Origin of the sequence: Rhodopirellula europaea 6C (genome assembly GCF_000338295.1) — a bacterium.
Taxonomy (GTDB): domain Bacteria; phylum Planctomycetota; class Planctomycetia; order Pirellulales; family Pirellulaceae; genus Rhodopirellula; species Rhodopirellula europaea.
In genome coordinates this window covers 13,172-31,280 of record NZ_ANMO01000252.1, presented here as the reverse complement: position 1 = coordinate 31,280, position 18,109 = coordinate 13,172, and the positions used below count along the sequence as shown (strand labels likewise).

General features: G+C 54.9%; 12 protein-coding genes. 6 read left to right on the top strand and 6 right to left on the bottom strand.

Annotated elements, in window-relative coordinates; all coding sequences use genetic code 11:
• The 6 genes from RE6C_RS33650 to RE6C_RS26680 form a co-directional block, all read right to left on the bottom strand.
• On the bottom strand, window positions 1-122 hold a 122-nt coding region (locus RE6C_RS33650), incomplete at its 3' end, for a DUF4011 domain-containing protein (RefSeq protein ID WP_144054885.1).
• A 174-nt stretch (window positions 123-296) separates the two neighbouring features.
• Window positions 297-1,202, bottom strand: a complete 906-nt coding sequence (locus RE6C_RS26700; RefSeq protein WP_008661714.1) for a GIY-YIG nuclease family protein — start codon at window positions 1,200-1,202, stop codon at window positions 297-299.
• The gene (locus tag RE6C_RS26695; protein WP_008661712.1) at window positions 1,199-4,024 is read right to left on the bottom strand and encodes a DEAD/DEAH box helicase; all 2,826 of its coding nucleotides are present in this window, start codon (window positions 4,022-4,024) and stop codon (window positions 1,199-1,201) included. Before RE6C_RS26695 ends, RE6C_RS26700 begins: the two co-directional genes overlap by 4 nt.
• Entirely contained in the window at window positions 4,021-6,075 is a 2,055-nt protein-coding gene (locus RE6C_RS26690; RefSeq protein WP_039963550.1) for a phospholipase D-like domain-containing protein, read from the bottom strand. The genes RE6C_RS26695 and RE6C_RS26690 overlap by 4 nt, the downstream gene beginning before the upstream one ends.
• Window positions 6,068-7,411 carry a hypothetical protein gene (locus RE6C_RS26685; protein WP_008661709.1) on the bottom strand — a complete coding sequence of 448 codons (1,344 nt, stop codon included), beginning with the start codon at window positions 7,409-7,411 and terminating at the stop codon, window positions 6,068-6,070. The genes RE6C_RS26690 and RE6C_RS26685 overlap by 8 nt, the downstream gene beginning before the upstream one ends.
• A gap of 34 nt (window positions 7,412-7,445) precedes the next feature.
• Window positions 7,446-7,778: a helix-turn-helix domain-containing protein gene (locus tag RE6C_RS26680; protein WP_081605767.1), complete on the bottom strand. Its 333-nt coding sequence runs from the start codon at window positions 7,776-7,778 to the stop codon at window positions 7,446-7,448.
• Between the two features lie 398 nt (window positions 7,779-8,176).
• Between RE6C_RS26680 and RE6C_RS26675 the strand changes: the two genes are divergently transcribed.
• From RE6C_RS26675 to RE6C_RS26650, 6 genes are all read left to right on the top strand, one after another.
• Entirely contained in the window at window positions 8,177-9,676 is a 1,500-nt protein-coding gene (locus RE6C_RS26675) for a type I restriction-modification system subunit M (RefSeq protein WP_008661707.1), read from the top strand.
• Window positions 9,673-10,734, top strand: a complete 1,062-nt coding sequence (locus RE6C_RS26670; RefSeq protein ID WP_008661705.1) for a hypothetical protein — start codon at window positions 9,673-9,675, stop codon at window positions 10,732-10,734. Before RE6C_RS26675 ends, RE6C_RS26670 begins: the two co-directional genes overlap by 4 nt.
• On the top strand, window positions 10,682-12,220 hold the full coding sequence (locus RE6C_RS26665) for a type I restriction-modification system subunit M (RefSeq protein ID WP_236618549.1): 1,539 nt from the start codon (window positions 10,682-10,684) through the stop codon (window positions 12,218-12,220). Before RE6C_RS26670 ends, RE6C_RS26665 begins: the two co-directional genes overlap by 53 nt.
• A complete protein-coding gene (locus tag RE6C_RS29640) occupies window positions 12,204-13,472 on the top strand; it encodes a restriction endonuclease subunit S (RefSeq protein ID WP_160167245.1) in 1,269 nt (422 codons plus the stop codon). The genes RE6C_RS26665 and RE6C_RS29640 overlap by 17 nt, the downstream gene beginning before the upstream one ends.
• Entirely contained in the window at window positions 13,469-15,022 is a 1,554-nt protein-coding gene (locus RE6C_RS26655) for a DUF4062 domain-containing protein (protein WP_008661700.1), read from the top strand. Before RE6C_RS29640 ends, RE6C_RS26655 begins: the two co-directional genes overlap by 4 nt.
• A 104-nt stretch (window positions 15,023-15,126) precedes the next feature.
• A complete protein-coding gene (locus RE6C_RS26650) occupies window positions 15,127-18,096 on the top strand; it encodes a type I restriction endonuclease subunit R (RefSeq protein ID WP_008661698.1) in 2,970 nt (989 codons plus the stop codon).
• Window positions 18,097-18,109 lie beyond the last annotated feature (13 nt).

The following is an 18,109-nucleotide window of genomic DNA, read 5'->3' as shown; positions in this document are numbered from 1 at the left end:
TTGACGACTTGCAGCGTGCGTCGCTTGCTCTTGCGATAACTCAGCAGCGGATTGCGAAGGCTAAGATCCAATAATCGTTCGCGAAATCGTTCAATCTCGTCGTGAAGGTTGACGGTGCTCATTCAATCTTGCTGCGGTCTCAATGTTGTTATCTAGTAAATCGCGGATCATTGTTTAAATCATAGTCCCAACGGGTCGCAGTCGAAGTGAGAGCCACTCGAAGCCTGACTTCCACTCGATGTCAGCAGAAGTGCATCTGATCACCTGCCTTGCTCGTGACTCTCCGATCAATGCCCTCACTCGGCCTCATCGTCGGGCAACTGCGATTGGTGCCAATCAGCGTAGGTCTGGCGTGTGCCGACCGTCTTCCATGCGGTACGGCCGTTGGTGTTTCCGGCGGCGACGATGGCGGCACCGGCGCTGGGGCTTGTCAGGTAGACGTCGTCGGCGAAAAGAAGCAGCCCTTGATCTGGCACTTCGACGAGCTTCTTGTCTTCGACAAGCTGCCCTCGCAGATCGCGGTAGCTTGTCCAGCTTTGCCGTGGCTGGAGCGTTGCGGTTGAGCCTTTTAGAACGACAAATTCGCCGTTGAGCTCCTTGGCGGTCGCCTTCGCATCGCCGGACGAGAACTCGAACGTTGGCGATAATTCGTCGTCATCAAGTTCGGTGCCAGCGGAACGGTTGACGGAAGGTTTCGGTTTAAGGAACGAGAAACCGACTACAGGCAGCATCAACTCGATGTATTCGAGGAAACCTTCCATGTCTGACACGTCCGCTTCCGGCATCGGCGGTAGCGGTGGTGCAGTCCCATTGTGGATCTTCGCCCGGCCAGCGGCGTATCCCGCCGAAATTAGTCGACTTTCGAGGTATCGAACGTGGGCCTTTGTCAGGTTCAAGTCCTTGCTGATTACCGCGACGCAGCGAGTCCAAAAATCCTTCTTTTCGTCTTTGTCGTGGGACGCTAGCCGTTTGATCACGTTGTCGCCTTCGCCGACATAGACTACTTCGCCGATTGGGTTCTCTGGATCTGCTCCAGCCAAAATGTAGATCCCCGTTCGCGTAATCTCTTCGCGTTTTGCCAAGTCAGCCAATCGGCTACGCGGCGACACGAGCATCTTGCCCGACCAATTCATCACCTCGGCGGTGAGTAGTCCCGATGCGTCGCCATCGACGAGATAAATGCGTATAGATCGTCCGTTCATGATGGAAAGATCTCCTGGTGATTCGATTCGGCTTCGAGTTGAAACGCTAATTCGTTTGCCGCCGACGCCGGAAAGGGAATCCTTGCGGAGAGTTTGTCGGTTGTGGCGGCGTCAATTTTGTAGTCCTCGCCCATGACGACGTTGAACCATCGTTCGCGGTCCATCACGACGCGATACATCTTCTCATCCTGGGTCTCACCAACGTAGGGAAGATAAACGCCGATGGGCTTGCCAACCCTCTCTGCTTTGGCACCAATTCGGTCAACCCGACCGGTTCGCTGCTCGAGGTTGCTGGGGTTCCAGCAAAGGTCATGGTGAATCATGTGCCGGCAATTCAAATGCAGATCGACTCCCTCGGACATCACACTGCTGGCGATCAAGATCTCGGGATAGAACGGAGTGTTGAAAGTCAGCATCAACCGTTGCCGTGTTTCGCTTCGAGTTTGACCGTTGACCAATCTAACGTTGGGCAGCAGTTGTTCCATCACCTCCCCCTGCAGTTCGTCGTCATCATATTCTGCAGATGAATCCGTTCCGAAATGTGCCCCGGTTTGAATTCGCTTCACGGCGTCGATGTAGGCGGCCCGCTGTTTGCTTCCGCATCGTTCGGCGAGGAACGAAAAGAACTGCTCGACGATAACCCTGAACGATTGGCCCGATTCGTCGAGGGCATCGAACGCTGCTCGCATCAACTCATCGGGTTCGTCGTCGATACCCAATGGAAAGAACCGCACCAAGAATGATGGTGTCCGAAGATTGCGTCGCACAATCTCAACAAGGGTTTCTTCGTCGTCGGCGAGACTCGGAAACTTGCCCAACGACTGACGAGCCTCGCGGTCGCACGCTCGTCTTAGTCTTCCGTCGTCGTCAAAGAAACGCTTGCCCAACCGATCAAGCTCTTCCGCTACCGAATCGGCGGAGCATCGCAACTTGGCAGAACCGAGCCGGAGGATCTCCGCTTGAATGCCACTGGAGATTCGACGACGCAGTGCTCGCCCCGTTTGGACGTAGTGGCAAAAGACAACGAGTTTCTCACCCCGTTTCCAAATATCGACGGCACGTGCGACCGTTGCATCGACCTTGGGATGCGGCAAAGCAGTTGATTCCGCCGGAGCCAGCAGAACGTCGAGCTTCTTCAAATACCAATCGGTTCCGGCCTCGGTCGTAGCACCGTTGTTTGGACCTTCCATCATGTCATCGTCGTCGTCGGTTGACTTTGTACCGTTCATCATCCGCGTGTGCAGAAATGCCTCGTAGCTGGACGAGAGGCCTTCTGCGAACACCGGGCGGGATTCAGGCGTGGCGGATGATGCTCGGCAAGCCAAGAGAAACGGTAACAGTGCCTCTCCGCAGACATTCAACCCTCGCTCCGCATCGCTGGGATCATCCAACAAAATCGCGTCCCCAACGTGTCGCTTTCGTCGCGGAATATTTTTCTCACCCGGAAGCTGGCGTGATTTCAAATGTCGGATCACCCACGGTTTCAGATGATCCTCGGCGACCTGCAACGTCTGTTTCGCTCGATAGAAACAGGCCAGCACGTCCGCGACAGTCCCTCGCAAGTCACCTGATTCGCGGACCTCGCTCCACCACTCCTCGACATTGCTGAATACCTTGCCATCAATACGTAAATCATCGCGAGTCAATCGTCCCCAGGCGTGGTCAAGGCACAGGGCGGCTTCCTGAGCACGGTCCAGACTTTGACGCAATGATTGACGCGACTTAGAAAAGTCCTCCAGGCCTGCCGACGGTGCGGACTTGCCAATCCAGTGGATGCCCTCGAAGCGATCCAGCACACTGCACAATTCGCCGTGACCGAGTTGAAACGGTGTCGCCGTCAAGAACATCATCCGTTCAAAGATGCCAGCCAAAGCTCCTTGCGAGATCGCATTCGCATCGTCAAGAGATTCCTCCGAACGAAAGAGCTTTGCCAATCGCGTGTCAGAGTTTTTCAGGTGATGGGCTTCATCGAGAATCAGCAACGGCAGACGTTGCCGAAACTTCGCAAGACACTCTTGCCAAACTTCTCGCAACTGTTCCTTGATCGCGTGACGCGCAGCGACCAACTTTGTTCCAAAATGTTTCGTGCGTCGCTGCGGAATTTGTTGAAGAGCGTCAAACACAGCCGACGTATCCAGTTCGGGAAGCAATTTTACAATCGCCTCCGGCACCGGATCGTCGTCTTCGTCGGCAATACCACGGAGTAACCGCAGCCACTCGCTCGGTGGCTTTCCAAGCAGCTTGTTCCAGATGTCGTTGTCTTTTCGAGTGAGGTCTTTCTTTTGAAGCAAGTCGCCGAGGAATCGTCCGAGAACCCGCTTCAGCCCAGCAGTATTGTGACGTCGATGAAGGCTTCGCCGAATCAATGCCAACATGACCCAAGGATCATTCAGTCCGCGACTCATTGCCCCGTGGGTCATGAAAATGATCGAGCAACGACGGTCTTTGGGATCGTCCAACAGTTTTAAGAATTCAACGGCCCGCTGAGCCGTCTTGAATTTCACCCGCTTGGCCAGTTCGGGCGGCAGGCATCGTTCACAGAACAAATTCAGGTCTTCAGGCCATTTGTTTTTCAGGTTGGCGGGCACCATCACCACGACCGGCCGACCACCACGATTCGCTAGGGCGATCGAAACGGCCACCGAAATGGCGACGAACGTTTTTCCCATGCCAACCTCATCCGCCAAGATGACACCTGGCTGATCGGTCAACCTTGCCAAGATGACTTTGGCTGTCGTCGTTTGACGTTCCGCGTCCGACGCCGAGATTCGCCCCGTCACGTGCAGGTCGATTTTCGGATGCAGCGAGTAAGCCAAGCTCATTGGATCACCTCATCAAACACCGATTCAACGTAGGCCCGCAAATTAGCCGGCTCGCTGTCACCAGCATCATCCTTCAGCAAGGATCGAAGTTTGTCGTTGAGTTTGGAGATTTCATTGCGGTGGATCGAGACATCGACGCAACCGGTCGTCGCGACAACATCCGCACGCGACAGTTCCAACGCGAGTTCTGCCAGCAAGAACGCCGATTCCGCGGACGTTGTGGCTTCACGAGCAATCGCCTCTGCTAGGGCAAAGACACCTACGGGACCGTACAGCCGCCAGTTCAAAGTTTCGATCGTGGCAGTCGGTCGTTCAACACGAAGCCGCATCTTGGTCAGTGCCCACGACAGGCGGCGAGTCCGTTGCAGCAAGAAATCACTCGTGTCGACGCGCTTGTGGGGATCAATGGCCGTTGCGGTTTCGTCATGATCTGACTTGATTTGTTTCGCCAGATAATCCGCCATGACCCGATGCAACGGCCGCGACGACCCGAGCAAGTTCAGCAACACGTCCAACGGCAGATCTTTCAATTCATCCGGAGGTGGCAGTGAGTTCGATGATTCCACGTTGACCGGCCACCAAGCCAACGCGTCGCGATCTCCCAACCGAACCTCGAAACCGCTCGGTGGTCTGGTTTTCGTCCAAGGCAACGTTTGCGTGATTGATGATTGGCTCGCTTCCAAGCAACTAGAATCAAACCAGATTTTGTCGGTTCCCTCGATCAACAATACAAACGGTTCGCAGTTCCCGCCGGCAAAATGCAAGGTGATCGCACCGTCGCCTGCCGTGTCCAGTGAAAAGACCGCGTCGCCGAAGAAAGCTGGCAATGCTATTTGCGACAACGATTCCGCATCCTCGTCATTCGCTTTCGGTTGCCAGTTCACTTCGTCAGGATCGACCGACTCGCTCTTTGGAAAAGTCGCCTCGACCGCTTTGAGCAAACGCTCGTCTCGTTTGCCATCAAGCACATAGACCAAATTGGCTTCCAGGTTCGATCGTTTGCCAATGCCCATGCCGGCACTCGTGAAATTGCTCGATCCGATTTGGTAGACCGCGTAGCGATCGTCCTGCAACCAGATTCCTTTGGCGTGCAACGGTCGTGCATCCGGCAGCAGAACTTGATTGAACTCGACAACCGCGCTGCTACGCGGAGTGCGACGCAATGAATCCGGTGCCTGCAGTGACCAGCGGTGGTGCCCAAGCTCTTCCCAACCAGAACATTCCTCGCTCGCAACGTGGTATCCGGCAGTGACCTCCCCGCGTTGTCGTAGCAAACGCCAGACCTCGTCCACGGGAGCATTCTTCGATTCCGGTGGGTCGAAGAACGGGCTGACAATGTCTGCCGTCTTTGGACCTACGCCGGCAGGCCAAATTCGCTTCAACTGATCGAAGCCCGATTCACCGGCTGGTTCGACAAACAGCGTCTCGACTTGAACCGGCGCCCGTTTACGATCCGCGGCCATGGTGCCCCAGCTGCTGCAATCCTCTTCGACTCGGTCGAGCAGCTTGTACCAGCGGGGTGCCGCAGGCGTGTCGGTCACGCTGTAGCTGATTGCTCGCCGTAGAAAGTTTGTTGTTTGCAGCAAGCATTCGACCGGCATTTTACTGCCAACGTGATAATCCAAGACCCCGAACACCTCAAGGTTTCGGCGGTAACCGTCCTCGGTCAGGTTTGCCGATCCGATCATCACGCGAACTTGATTGGACCACACCAGCAGACACACCTTTGCGTGTTGGATCCCCGGTAAACGGGCCGGCAACAAGTCCCAACGCAGACTTCGCGTACCACGACAGTGATGTACGTCGACCAAGACCGATGCGCACTGCAAGCGGGCCAGCTTGTCTTCCCGTTCGATCAGGTAAGCCGGTCCATCGTCGGTTGGGTTCGTTTCCAGCCCAAGGAAGCTGGCCAGGCATTCTTCCTCAAAAAACGCAGCGTCAAAAGTGAATGAGGTCGCGACCACGCCGATCGGTTCTCCTGCCTCTTTTGGCGGCACCCATGCGTCGAGCAGCTTCCCGAATCCTTCTCGTTCTGTTTTCCGTTTAGCCAACTTTGACCTCGCCAGACAGCAGGTTCAAATCGTCTGCGAACGACCACAGCGAATTGGTCCGGTAAGCATGAACGTACTCGCTTACCGGTCGAACCTCGTAGTCGCGAATGTAGCCCGGGCGAATCAGATACGACCCGTCATCGAAGCGATCGAACCACGGTGCCTTGCCATGCGGAGGTTTGTCACTTTGAACCTTCGTATGAAACGCCAACAACTGCTCCGCCCATTCGACAGGGCCGACCGGCTCGGCGAACTTTTCGAACGATCGTGTAAAACGATCAACCAATCCCAGCGGCGAAAGTGCGTCAATCACATTCGGATAGACCAGAGCGACGTTCGCGGCGGCGTCCTTAACGGCGTCCAAGTCGGCAAGTTCCGTCGACTTTAATCGTAGGCGGTGCTGGACCATGAAAGCCAAACAAGCATCCAAAGCGTTTTGCAAATACCTCGCGAACTGTTCGTAGCAGGCGATCGCCTGAAGCAGTTCGCGAAGCGGTTCGCTCGCACCGCCGATTAACCATTCGTGAAAACGTCGTTCAGATGGCCGATCCGTTTTGCGTTGCTCCATCCAAACCGCTTGTCCGGGCTCCGAAGTCAACGCCTCAAAGATCTCGCCGCGATGACCGTCGACCCATGCACTCTCATCGCCTGTAACGATCGCTGCCCGAATCGCTTCGGCTTCGCCAGATCTTGCCTCGTAGATGCCAAAATGGTCAACAAAGAACTGCCCCCACGATTTCCGTGCCGTGGCGCCCGCATCCAGTCCATCAGCGATCGCTTGTCGCAAACGGTCGCGGTGTCGGCGACCAGGCCCATCGCCGCTTCCCAGAAAACCTTTTAGGTTCTGATCCGTTTCCCAAGCCGACAGAATGGAGAACCCCGCATCACCGAGGCGTCCAGTTTGCTCGACACCAATCTCGCGGGCGAGAGCTCGATAGATCCCATGAAAACCAAAAGTTCGCGGCCCCTTCAGATATCCGCGCGCCGACATCGGAACGCCCTCGGCACGCAACTTGTCTGCCTTATCTCGGCCGGGCAACCCACGCAGCGATGATTTGTCCTGCGTTGCACGGGCCAAGCCTTCGACGACGTACCATTCAAACACCTGCCACGGTTCACTGACGCCATCGTCTGCAACGACGTCGTCATCAAACGTGCTGCACAGCCACATCGATGCCGCGATCACCGTCAAGAATCTTGGATGCTGCTGTCGTTCGCGGACGCCCGGCACCATCCGAGACGCCAACGCATCGGCGATGGGATAAATCCCAAGTGGATCAATCGACCCCTCCGCGGATTCCGTCGGATCCGCCTCGCTTAACATCGGCATCAACATGATTCACCTCATTCTTCGCAAACCGTCTGCCGACTCACGGCTTCGCTCTATTCAACGAAGATTCAACGGCGTCCAAGCTCTTTCGATCCAGTTTCGCTAACTTCCGAAACAACTCCGGCCGCTGGCGAATCCGTTTGCGAATTGACGCCGGTACTTTGTCTGCCAGCAACAGCAACTCGTCTTCGTCAGCCTCTAATTCACCGGCCAGCTTGTGAATGAACTTCTCCGAAGGGTAATCACCGAAGTGCAACCGGTCGTTTTCAACTTTGCTGATATACGACACGCTGACACCAGTTCGATCGGCAACTTGTTGCTGAGTCAGACCGCAGCTGGCGCGGAGCATGCGTACTCGGCTTCCGAAACGCATTGACTTGTTTGTCATTGGAACTTGTCCTCTGATTGTGAATGCCTTCGCTAGAGGGTATGCTTCCAGGACTTTTTAGTCAACAAGTTACTGCGAAGGCTATTCCGATATCCAAAATGCAGATGGTGAAGCTCACCACTCTGATCGCCTTATCCTGCGAAGTACTACACGCAAGATTTGACTCGTCAGGGATCGGTTGATATTGATCGATTTTCGATGTCTTTATTCGATGCGGCGGTCGACCTAAGAGTTTCCAGCTCGACGCTCTCAAAAAGGCAAAGAAAGTGTCCGGGCATAGAAGCTTAGAGCACTGGAGATTCAAACGCGATGCAATTGGTCGTTGGTTGGAACCAACTGAACAGCCGAAGTCTAGCAAACCGAAACCCAAGTAATCGACATCCGTGACTGACAACGACCTCGAACTCAAAACGCTGTGCAATCACCTTTGGGAGTCCGCGAACATCCTACGCGGGCCGGTCGACGCTGCCGATTTCAAGACGTACATCTTCCCGCTGCTGTTCTTTAAACGCATTTCGGACGTCTACGACGAAGAAATCCAAAACGCTCTCGCCGAGTCTGATGGCGATCAGCAGTATGCACTCTTCCCTGAAAACCACCGCTTTCAAGTTCCCGAAGGATGCCACTGGGACGACGTCCGCAAGAAGACGTCGAACGTTGGAAAAGCATTACAACGGGCGATGCGAGAGATCGAAAAGGCAAACCCCGACACGCTCTACGGGATCTTCGGCGATGCACAGTGGACAAACAAAGACCGACTGTCCGACGAGTTGCTCTGTAACCTTGTCGAGCACTTTTCACTTTTGCCACTCGGCAACGAATCCGCCCGCGCCGACATGCTCGGTGGTGCCTACGAGTACTTGATCAAGAAGTTTGCCGACGCGACCAACAAGAAAGCAGGTGAGTTCTATACGCCGCGAACGGTCGTCAATTTGATGATCCGCATTCTCGACCCGAAGGAAGGCGAGACCATTTACGACCCGGCATGTGGTACAGGAGGAATGTTGATCGAGGCGATTCAGCACGTCAAAGAAAGTGGAGGCAACGTCCGCAAGCTTTGGGGCAAGCTCTACGGACAAGAGAAAAATTTGACCACGTCTTCCATTGCCCGCATGAACTGCTTCTTGCATGGCGTTGAAGACTTCAAGATCGTCCGTGGCGACACGCTCCGTTTTCCCGCGTTCCATTCTGGTGACGCACTTTCGAAGTTCGACCGAGTCATCGCCAATCCACCATTTTCACTGGAAAAGTGGGGCGAGGACGTTTGGACCAGCGATCCATACGGGCGCAACTTCGCTGGCATGCCTCCCGCCAAGAGCGGCGACTTTGCCTGGGTTCAGCATATGATCCAGTCGATGTCGCCACGCAAAGGACGCATGGCCGTCGTGCTTCCTCATGGCGCGCTCTTTCGCATGGGCAAGGAAGGCAAAATCCGCCAGAAAATTCTGGGCATGGACATCCTTGACGCAGTCATCGGCATGGGACCAAACCTGTTCTACGGAACTGGTTTGGCCGCCTGCATCATGGTCTTTCGCAAAACCAAACCAGCGAAGCGCAAGAAGCACGTTTTGATCGTCGATGCTTCCAACGAATTCAAAAAGGGCCGCGCCCAAAACGAGTTGCTGGCCGATCACGTCGGCCGCATCTACCAGTGGTATCACGACGGGAAAGAAGTCGAAGGTGTCGCCCGTTTGGTTTGCATCGACGAGATCAAAGAGAACGATTGGAATCTGAATATCCCGCGATACATCGAACCGATCATCGAAGAAGAAACGATCACCGTCGCCGAGGCGATCGAGAACCTGAAGACGAGCCTTGATGCTGCCTACACTGCCGAAGACAAATTGAAGACACTGTTGGCCGACGCGGGGATCATGAAATGAGCGAATCCGGTCAAGAGCTCTACAAGAAGGAGTTCCCTGCTTTCATCGAAGCCATAATCGACGACTTGGCACAGTCTGGCGTCCAGATGAAGTCGGCCGCCGAGCTGAATCATCTGCTTATGCTCGCATGGATCATCCAGCCCGAAAACGGATGGCCCAATGCGACCAAGGTCGCTTCGACAATCCTGGATCGATTTACGATGCTTCTTCGCTGCAAAGTAAGCGAACGAAACTCAGGCGTCGAAGCAAGTCCGTTGGCTGGCCGGTTTGCAAATGACTGGGAAGGGATAAAGGCCTGCATCCAAGATGTCGGAAGCGAATTAGATGCATTGGGCCAATTCTATTTCGATTCCGCTCGCAAGGTCAGCCTCGAACTGTTCGAGTCCGTTCCTGCTAGTGCCCGACAATCCTTGGTCGAACTGGGTTACCAACCCGAGTCGCATCAACCTGATTTGTCCAGGCTGGATGATGTTTTGTCGATCAAGCTTGCCGTTCTCGCTAGAAACGAACCACTGCTCGATTGCGACGAGGATGATGATGAAGATGAACTCGATGGTCTTTTCGGATTCAAGATAGAAGACAAAATCATCGTCGAGGCGTTTATTGGTGCCGCCAAGGCCGCCTTGTCTCGCGACGATGTGTCAAACGCCGATCGAATCAACATTGCCAAGTTCATGCATTGCCTACAGCAACTCCCTCGCATGACACCCAACATCAGTTTTGACTTCACGCTCAAAACGCCTGAGTCCAAGGAAGGTTTCGGATACCGCTCGGTGCAAATAACCGACGATGAATTCAAGGTTTCCGTTGGCGAATATGTCGTTGGCCCTTTCGGAGGCGATTCCAGTACGCAGATCTTGTTTGAGGTTGGCGAAGGTTGGCAGGACACCGATTTAGTGAAAGGCGATCTGCTTGGATGGGCACAACAATTCGAGGCCGACGCGTCCGACGAGGGCCTGATCGTGTCTATCGACGACTATGCCGGTGAAGAAATCGACATGGACGATGCAGAAGACACATCGCATCTTTGGGACCGACTGGATAGCGACTATGTCTAAACTCACTCAATCCAAACTCGAATCCTATCTCTGGGGCGCGGCGACTTTGCTTCGGGGATTTATTGATGCAGGTGACTACAAGCAGTACATCTTTCCGCTGTTGTTCTTCAAACGCATGTGCGATGTGTACGACGAAGAATACGCGATCGCGCTGGCCGAGTCGGACGGGGACGAGGACTACGCTTCGTTTGCCGAGAACCATCGCTTTGTGATTCCCGAGGACGCCCACTGGAACGTCGTTCGCGAAACCGGCAAGAACGTTGGCAAAGCGATTCAAGACGCCATGCGGAAGATCGAGTCGTCCAACACCGACAAACTGTACGGTATCTTTGGCGACGCCCAGTGGACCAACAAAGATCGCCTGCCCGACCGCACGCTCAAGGAACTGATCGAACACTTCAGTTCGCAGACGCTGTCGATCGCCAACTGCCCGGAAGACGAACTGGGCGTCGGCTACGAGTACCTGATCAAGAAATTCGCCGACGACAGTGGGCACACGGCAGCCGAGTTCTACACCAACCGCACCGTCGTGCATCTAATGACCGAGCTGCTTAAACCCAAACCGGGCGAGTCGATCTACGATCCTACCTGCGGCAGCGGCGGCATGCTGCTGTCGGCCATCACGCATTTGCAGCGCCAGAAGAAAGAGTGGCGAAACGTGCGGCTGTACGGGCAGGAGCGAAACCTGATGACATCGGCCATCGCCCGCATGAACTGCTTTCTGCACGGCGTCGAGGATTTCGAGATCGTCCGCGGCGACACGCTCTCCGATCCGAAGTTCGTCGAGGGCGACCGGCTGCGGCAGTTCGACGTGGTGCTGGCCAATCCGCCGTACTCGATCAAGCAGTGGGATCGCGAAGCCTTCTCTGCCGATCCATGGGGCCGCAACATCTACGGCACGCCGCCGCAGGGCCGAGCCGACTACGCCTTCTGGCAGCACATCATCCAGAGCATGCATCCGAAGACGGGCCGCTGTGCGATCCTGTTCCCGCACGGCGTGCTGTTCCGCAACGAAGAACGTGAGATGCGGCAAAAGCTGGTCGAGCACGACGTGATCGAGTGCGTGCTCGGTCTGGGGCCGAACCTGTTTTACAACTCGCCGATGGAAGCCTGCGTGGTCGTCTGCCGGATGAACAAGCCCCGCAAGCGGAAAAACAAGATTCTGATGATCAACGCCGTGAATGAGGTGACGCGAGAGCGGGCGCAGAGTTTCTTGACCGATGAAAACATGGAGAGGATTGTCGCCAGCTTTAGTGCTTCAGTACCCGTTGAGGGGTTTTCAAGATTGGTTTCCAAGTCTGACGTGGAAAGCAACTCGCACAATCTGAGCATTCCACTCTACGTCCGTTCTGATGAAAGCGACTCTAGCCCAGCGCCGCAAGTTTCGTGCGAGCAAGTTTTACGATCCTGGAAATTAGGTTCAGCCGAGACTCAACAATCGTTGAAACAATTAGTTGCTCAATTGGGAGTTGATTTTGACAACTAATGCAGAGATAGAAGAGCGATTCGTGCGGTTCGACGCTGTTGTGCGCGACGTCAAGGAATCTGAACGCGAACCCGTTGCAGCTGGATTGGAACGATACATCGGGTTAGAGCACATTGAGCCTGAAAACCTCCATGTATCAGAATGGGGTGACCTCGTTGTAGATGAGGTGTCGTTCACAAAAGTGTTTCGAGAGGGCCAAGTACTTTTTGGAAAACGCCGCGCCTATCAGCGAAAGGTCGCAATCGCAAGATTTGATGGCATATGTTCAAGTGACATACTAACGTTTGAAGCTAAATCACCAGAGTTACATCCGGATTTGCTCCCGTTTATCGTTCAGTCAGATGGCTTCTTCGATCATGCCTTGGACACCTCCTCCGGTTCGCTATCTCCTAGAACACGTTGGAGCCAACTCAAGGACTATCGCTTTCGTTTGCCGTCGTTAGCAAAACAAAAATGGCTTGCAGGCGTCCTGTGGTCAGCAGATTCTGCAAAACTGTTCTATTCAAAGTGTGTTGACCAACTCATTGATTTGCGAGCGAGTGTTTTTCATGAATCGGTAGGATTAGTTGGGGACAACGTACTTTCGGATGTTTTGAACAAACGGCGAACTGATACGTTGACTGGCGACAATGTTGTCTCGATCGAATCTCTTGCAAATGCTGACCGACAAGTAGTTCAGGTGGGTCCATTCGGGGGTTCGCTGGCGAGTAAGTACTTTCGAGATCAAGGAACGATCGTATTGAAAATAAACAACATTACTGAAACGGGTGAGTTGGATCTTACGGATGCCGTACGTGTCGACGACTCTCATGCAGCAACATTGGAGCGGTATCGCGTAAGGTCAGATGACCTAATTACTGCAGCGCAAGCAACAACCGGCAGGACGACGCTAGTGTCGCCGGAAGCGGAGAATGCACTGATCTCTCAACATTTGATTCGCGTCAGTGTTGACCGTTCGCGTTGTGAGGCACGGTACTTGTTGGCTTGCTTCCATTCGCCTTTAATTCTCCATCAAATCAATATGGTTAAGGCGAAAACAACAAGAGACGGTTTAAACACGGACGATGTTGAAAACTTCTTAATTCCACTACCTTCCGCTGCGCGACAATTAGAGATTGTTGCTCAGTTGGATGCTATCGACGAGCGAATAGAGGTAGTTGAAGCACACATTGAAAGACTAGATACCGTCGCTCGGGTCATTCGGGAAAAGGAACTTTATTCGGCTGAAAGTTGCGATGGAGGCGGTGCGTGAGTCGGTATCGCGTCTTTATCAGCTCGGTTCAAAAAGAACTCGAAAACGAACGCATCGGGGCGCAGGAAATTCTGTGGACCGATCCCTTCCTGAAAAATCACTGCGATCCGGTGCTGTACGAGTTCGAGCCTGCTTCACCCCGCGATGCCACCAAGGAATGTCTCGATGAAATCGACTCCTGCCAGTATTTCGCCCTGATCATCGCCAACCAGTACGGCGCTGTGTCGACTGATAAAAAGGGCGAAGGCGATCTTTCCATTACCCATCTCGAATACCGCCGAGCCAAGTCGCTGGACTTGCCCTGCTTCGTCTTCATCAAGGGCAACGACGACAAAAAGCGTGAGCCAGACGTCCGCGAGAAACTGCTCAAGGAGGTTCGCAAGGATAAGGTCAAATACAAACGGTTCACCAATTACCGCGATCTGCAAACCGAGCTGCGCGGGGCGCTGGTCAAGCAACTGAAAGTCGATGAAGGCATCTCGCCCACCAGCGACGAAAACGAAATCGCCGATGCCACGATCGAAACCGCCTCGAATTTCGGCAAAGGGCTGACCACGGTCGGCTGGAGTGATCTGGACGCGAAGCTGGTCAAACAGCTCGTGCAGCAGGCCGAAGACTTGAAGTCAACGCGGATCGCCAAAGCGACTTTGCAGCGCTGCCTTATCTCACGCGGCTTGATGCGAAACGATCCCACCACGGGCGAGCTGGTTGCCAGCGCTGCTGGTGCGGTGCTGCTGGCCAAGGACCCGACGATCGCCTTTCCCCAATGCCGCATTCTGGCCGACGCTTACCACGGCACGCAGCCGACCAGTAATCCCGACGATCAGGAAGACATCCGCCAGCCGATGCCGCTGGCGATCGAACGTGCGGTCGATTTCGTGATGCGGAATACGAGGCATCCGATGCGGGTGGTGGGCCTGAACCGGGTCAAGCTGGACGAGTATCCGGTCGAGGCGTTGCGGGAGGCTTTGGTCAACGCGGTGGCTCATCGTCGCTACGAGCAGGACGGGCAAAAGATTCTGCTGAATGTGTTTTCCGATCGCGTGGTGGTCAGCAGCCCGGGCATGCTACCTCGACCACTGAAACTGGCTGACATTCGCAAGGGCCAGTACCGACCGATCAGCCGCAATCCGTCGATCGCTCAGGGATTGTCGTTCTTCCACCGCATCGAGGAACGCGGCAGCGGCTTCGGCCGCATGCGCGACGAGATGCTGAATCACGGTCTGGATGTGCAGACGATCGGCACGAAGGATGGCTACTTCGAGGTGACGTTCTTTGGGCCGGGGGAAGATTTGGAGCGGTTGATCGTGCCGACTGCGGCAGTCGAGCAGTTGGTAAAGCCTGCTGTAGAGGCTCAGCTAAATCAGCGTCAGAAGGATATGTTGCTTCTTCTCATGGAGGGGCAGGAGCTAACGAGCCGAGCCTGTGAAGAGCTGTTCGAGGTCACTCGCGATACGACGAGTCGAGATTTCAAGCTTTTGATTGAACTCAAGCTGGCAGAGAAGGTCGGTGCAGGACGCTCCACTCGATATGTTTTGGGAAAGATCTAATCGTCAGATAATCGTCAGATGCAATCCAGTAATCGTCAGATCGCAAATCGTCAGACATTCGTCAGATCAAGCGGGTTAATTGTCAGACCCCGAGGGGCCATGTCGTGAGTTTTAACGAAGCCAATACCGTCGAACAGATGATCCTCGATGCCTGTCAGGCACTCGGCTGGCAGTTCGTGTCGGGGCCGCAGTTGCCTCGTCAGTCAGCAGACGTGTTCGTCGAGTCGAAGCTTCGCGATGCGCTCATTCGACTCAATCCGGAAATCGCTGCTCAGCCCGATCGCGCCGACGAGGTAATCTACAAGCTCAGGGCCATTCCGCTGGCCGTCCAGAACGACGGATTGGTTCGCTCGAACGAAGCACTCGCTGAATGGATGCGAAATGACAAAACGATGCCGTTCGGAGCTCGCGGCGAACACACGACGGTGCGATTGATCGACTTCGATGATCTGGCCAACAACGAACTTATTGTTTGCAACCAGTGGACGTACAAGGTCGGCAAACTGGAAAAGCGTTTTGACATCGTCTTGCTGATCAACGGCTTGCCCGTCGTGGTCGGCGAGGCCAAGACGCCTGTGCGACCGGCAGTGACTTGGGTCGATGGTGCCAGCCAGATTCACGACGACTACGAGCAAAGCGTTCCAGCGATGTTCGTGCCGAACATTTTTAGCTTTGCGAGCGACGGACGTGCTTACCGTTACGGTTCGATCCGTATGCCACTAACGATCTGGGGACCGTGGCGTCTTGACTCGCAACCAGGTCAACCGGGTGGCGTGCACGAAAAGCCTGAGGACTTTGCAAAGAGTGGCTTGCCCAAGACTGATGCCGCGTTTGAAAAGGGATCACTGGCCGACGTTCGCAAGACGGTCGAAAGCATGCTGCGGCCGAAAGTCGTGCTGGACATCCTGCAAAACTTCACGGTCTTCGCGACGGACAAGAAACACCGACGCATCAAGATCATCTGCCGCTACCAACAGTACGAAGGCACGAACCTGATCGTCCAACGTGTGATCGACGGGCGGATCAAGAAGGGGCTGATTTGGCACTTTCAGGGCAGTGGTAAATCGTTGCTGATGGTCTTCACCGCACAAAAGTTGCGGATGCATCCCAAACTCGGCAACCCAACGGTGTTGATTGTTGTTGACCGGATTGACTTGGACACGCAGATCACCGCGACGTTCAATGCGGCCGACGTGCCGAATATGATCAAAGCCGAAAGCCGCAGCGAGTTACAACAACTGCTGGCCAAGGACGTTCGGAAGATCATCATCACGACGATCCACAAGTTCGGCGAGGCCGATGGCGAACTGAACGCTCGCGACAACATCATCGCTCTGGTCGACGAAGCCCACCGCACGCAAGAAGGCGACCTCGGACGCAAGATGCGGGAAGCCCTGCCCAATACGTTCTTGTTCGGTTTGACGGGTACGCCGATCAATCGAGCGGACAAGAATACGTTTTACGCCTTCGGTGCCGACGAAGATAAATCGGGCTACCTGACTCGGTACTCGTTCCAAGAGTCAATCCGCGACGGCGCAACACTGCCGCTTCACTTCGAGGCCCCCGATGTCAAACTGCGAATCGACCAAGCCGCGATCGACGAAGCCTACGCCAAGATCACCGGCGAACTGAGCGAACAAGACCGCGACGACCTGGGCAAGCGAGCAGCGAAGATGGCAGTGCTGGTCAAGTCGCCGGAGCGGGTCGACGGTATCTGCGAGCACATCGTCAACCACTTCCAAGCGAAGGTTGACCCAAACGGTTTCAAAGGCATGGTGGTCACGTTCGATCGCCAGTGCTGCGACCTCTACAAGAAGGCGATTGACCGGATCACCGAAGACCCCGATATGTCGGCAGTCGTGATGTCGGTCAACTCCGGCGAGACGCAGTACGACGACTATCGCCTCGACCGTGACGCCGAGGAAAAGTTGCTTGACCGTTTCCGTGATCCAGCCGATCCGCTGAAACTGCTGATCGTGACGTCAAAGTTACTAACGGGTTTCGACGCACCGATCTTGCAGGCCCAGTACCTCGACAAACCAATGAAGGATCACAACCTGCTGCAAACGATTTGCCGCACGAACCGTGTCGCTGATGGCAAGTCGCACGGTTTGATTGTCGACTACATCGGAATCTTCGACGACGTCGCTAAGGCTCTTGCATTTGACGAGAAAGCGGTTCAGTCCGTCATCACGAACCTCGATGAATTGAAAGCCGAGTTGCCTGAAAAGGTAAAAGTCTGCTTGGCGTTCTTCCCGAACGTCGATCGCACACTCGGCGGCTACGAAGGACTGTTGCTTGCACAGGACTGTTTGCCCGACAACGAAACGCGCGACAAGTTCGCTGCCGAGTTTTCGGTCCTGGCCCGCCTTTGGGAAGCACTTTCACCCGATGCTTGCCTGTCGCCACACGAAACCGACTATCGCTGGCTGGGCCAAGTCTATGAATCGGTGAAACCGGCCAGCGGAAACGGCCGCCTTCTTTGGCACGCCCTCGGTGCCAAGACGATCGAACTGATCCACGACAACACGCACTTGGAAGGCGTAAGCGACGACCTCGACGCACTTGTGATGGACGCCGATCTGATCGAAGCCGTCGAGGAGGCAAAAGGTCGAGCCCGAAAGATCGCGTTGCAATTGATCGCCCGCCTTCGCAAACACGGTGGCGATCCCAAGTTCGTCGACTTGGGCGAGCGGCTCGAGAAGCTGAAGGAACGCCACGACCAGGGCCTCGACGATAGCCGCAAGTTCCTCAAAGAGATTCTGCGCCTGGCCCAGGACGTCGTCCAAGCCGAAAAGGCAACGCCGCCCGAAGTCGTCCAAGACCAGGGCAAGGCGGCACTCACGGAATTGTTCGAGGAGATTCGCAACGACAAGACGCCCATCGTCGTCGAAAAGATCGTCGCCGATATCGACGATATCGTTCGCATTGTCCGCTTCGACGGATGGCAAGACGTTAGTGCCGGCCAGCGTGAAGTCAAAAAAGCACTCCGGCGCACACTTTTAAAATACAAACTCCACGGCGACCAAGAGTTGTTCGACCGTGCGTATGGCTACATTGAGCAGTACTACTGAATAACAGCAGCAT

What these genes read in the sequence shown, in the direction of transcription:
- RE6C_RS26700 (WP_008661714.1), bottom strand. Translation starts at nt 1,202, where the DNA reads ATGAACGGACGATCTATACGCATTTATCTCGTCGATGGCGACGCATCG.
- RE6C_RS26695 (WP_008661712.1), bottom strand. Translation starts at nt 4,024, where the DNA reads ATGAGCTTGGCTTACTCGCTGCATCCGAAAATCGACCTGCACGTGACG.
- RE6C_RS26685 (WP_008661709.1), bottom strand. Translation starts at nt 7,411, where the DNA reads ATGTTGATGCCGATGTTAAGCGAGGCGGATCCGACGGAATCCGCGGAG.
- RE6C_RS26680 (WP_081605767.1), bottom strand. Translation starts at nt 7,778, where the DNA reads ATGCGTTTCGGAAGCCGAGTACGCATGCTCCGCGCCAGCTGCGGTCTG.
- RE6C_RS26670 (WP_008661705.1), top strand. Translation starts at nt 9,673, where the DNA reads ATGAGCGAATCCGGTCAAGAGCTCTACAAGAAGGAGTTCCCTGCTTTC.
- RE6C_RS26665 (WP_236618549.1), top strand. Translation starts at nt 10,682, where the DNA reads ATGCAGAAGACACATCGCATCTTTGGGACCGACTGGATAGCGACTATG.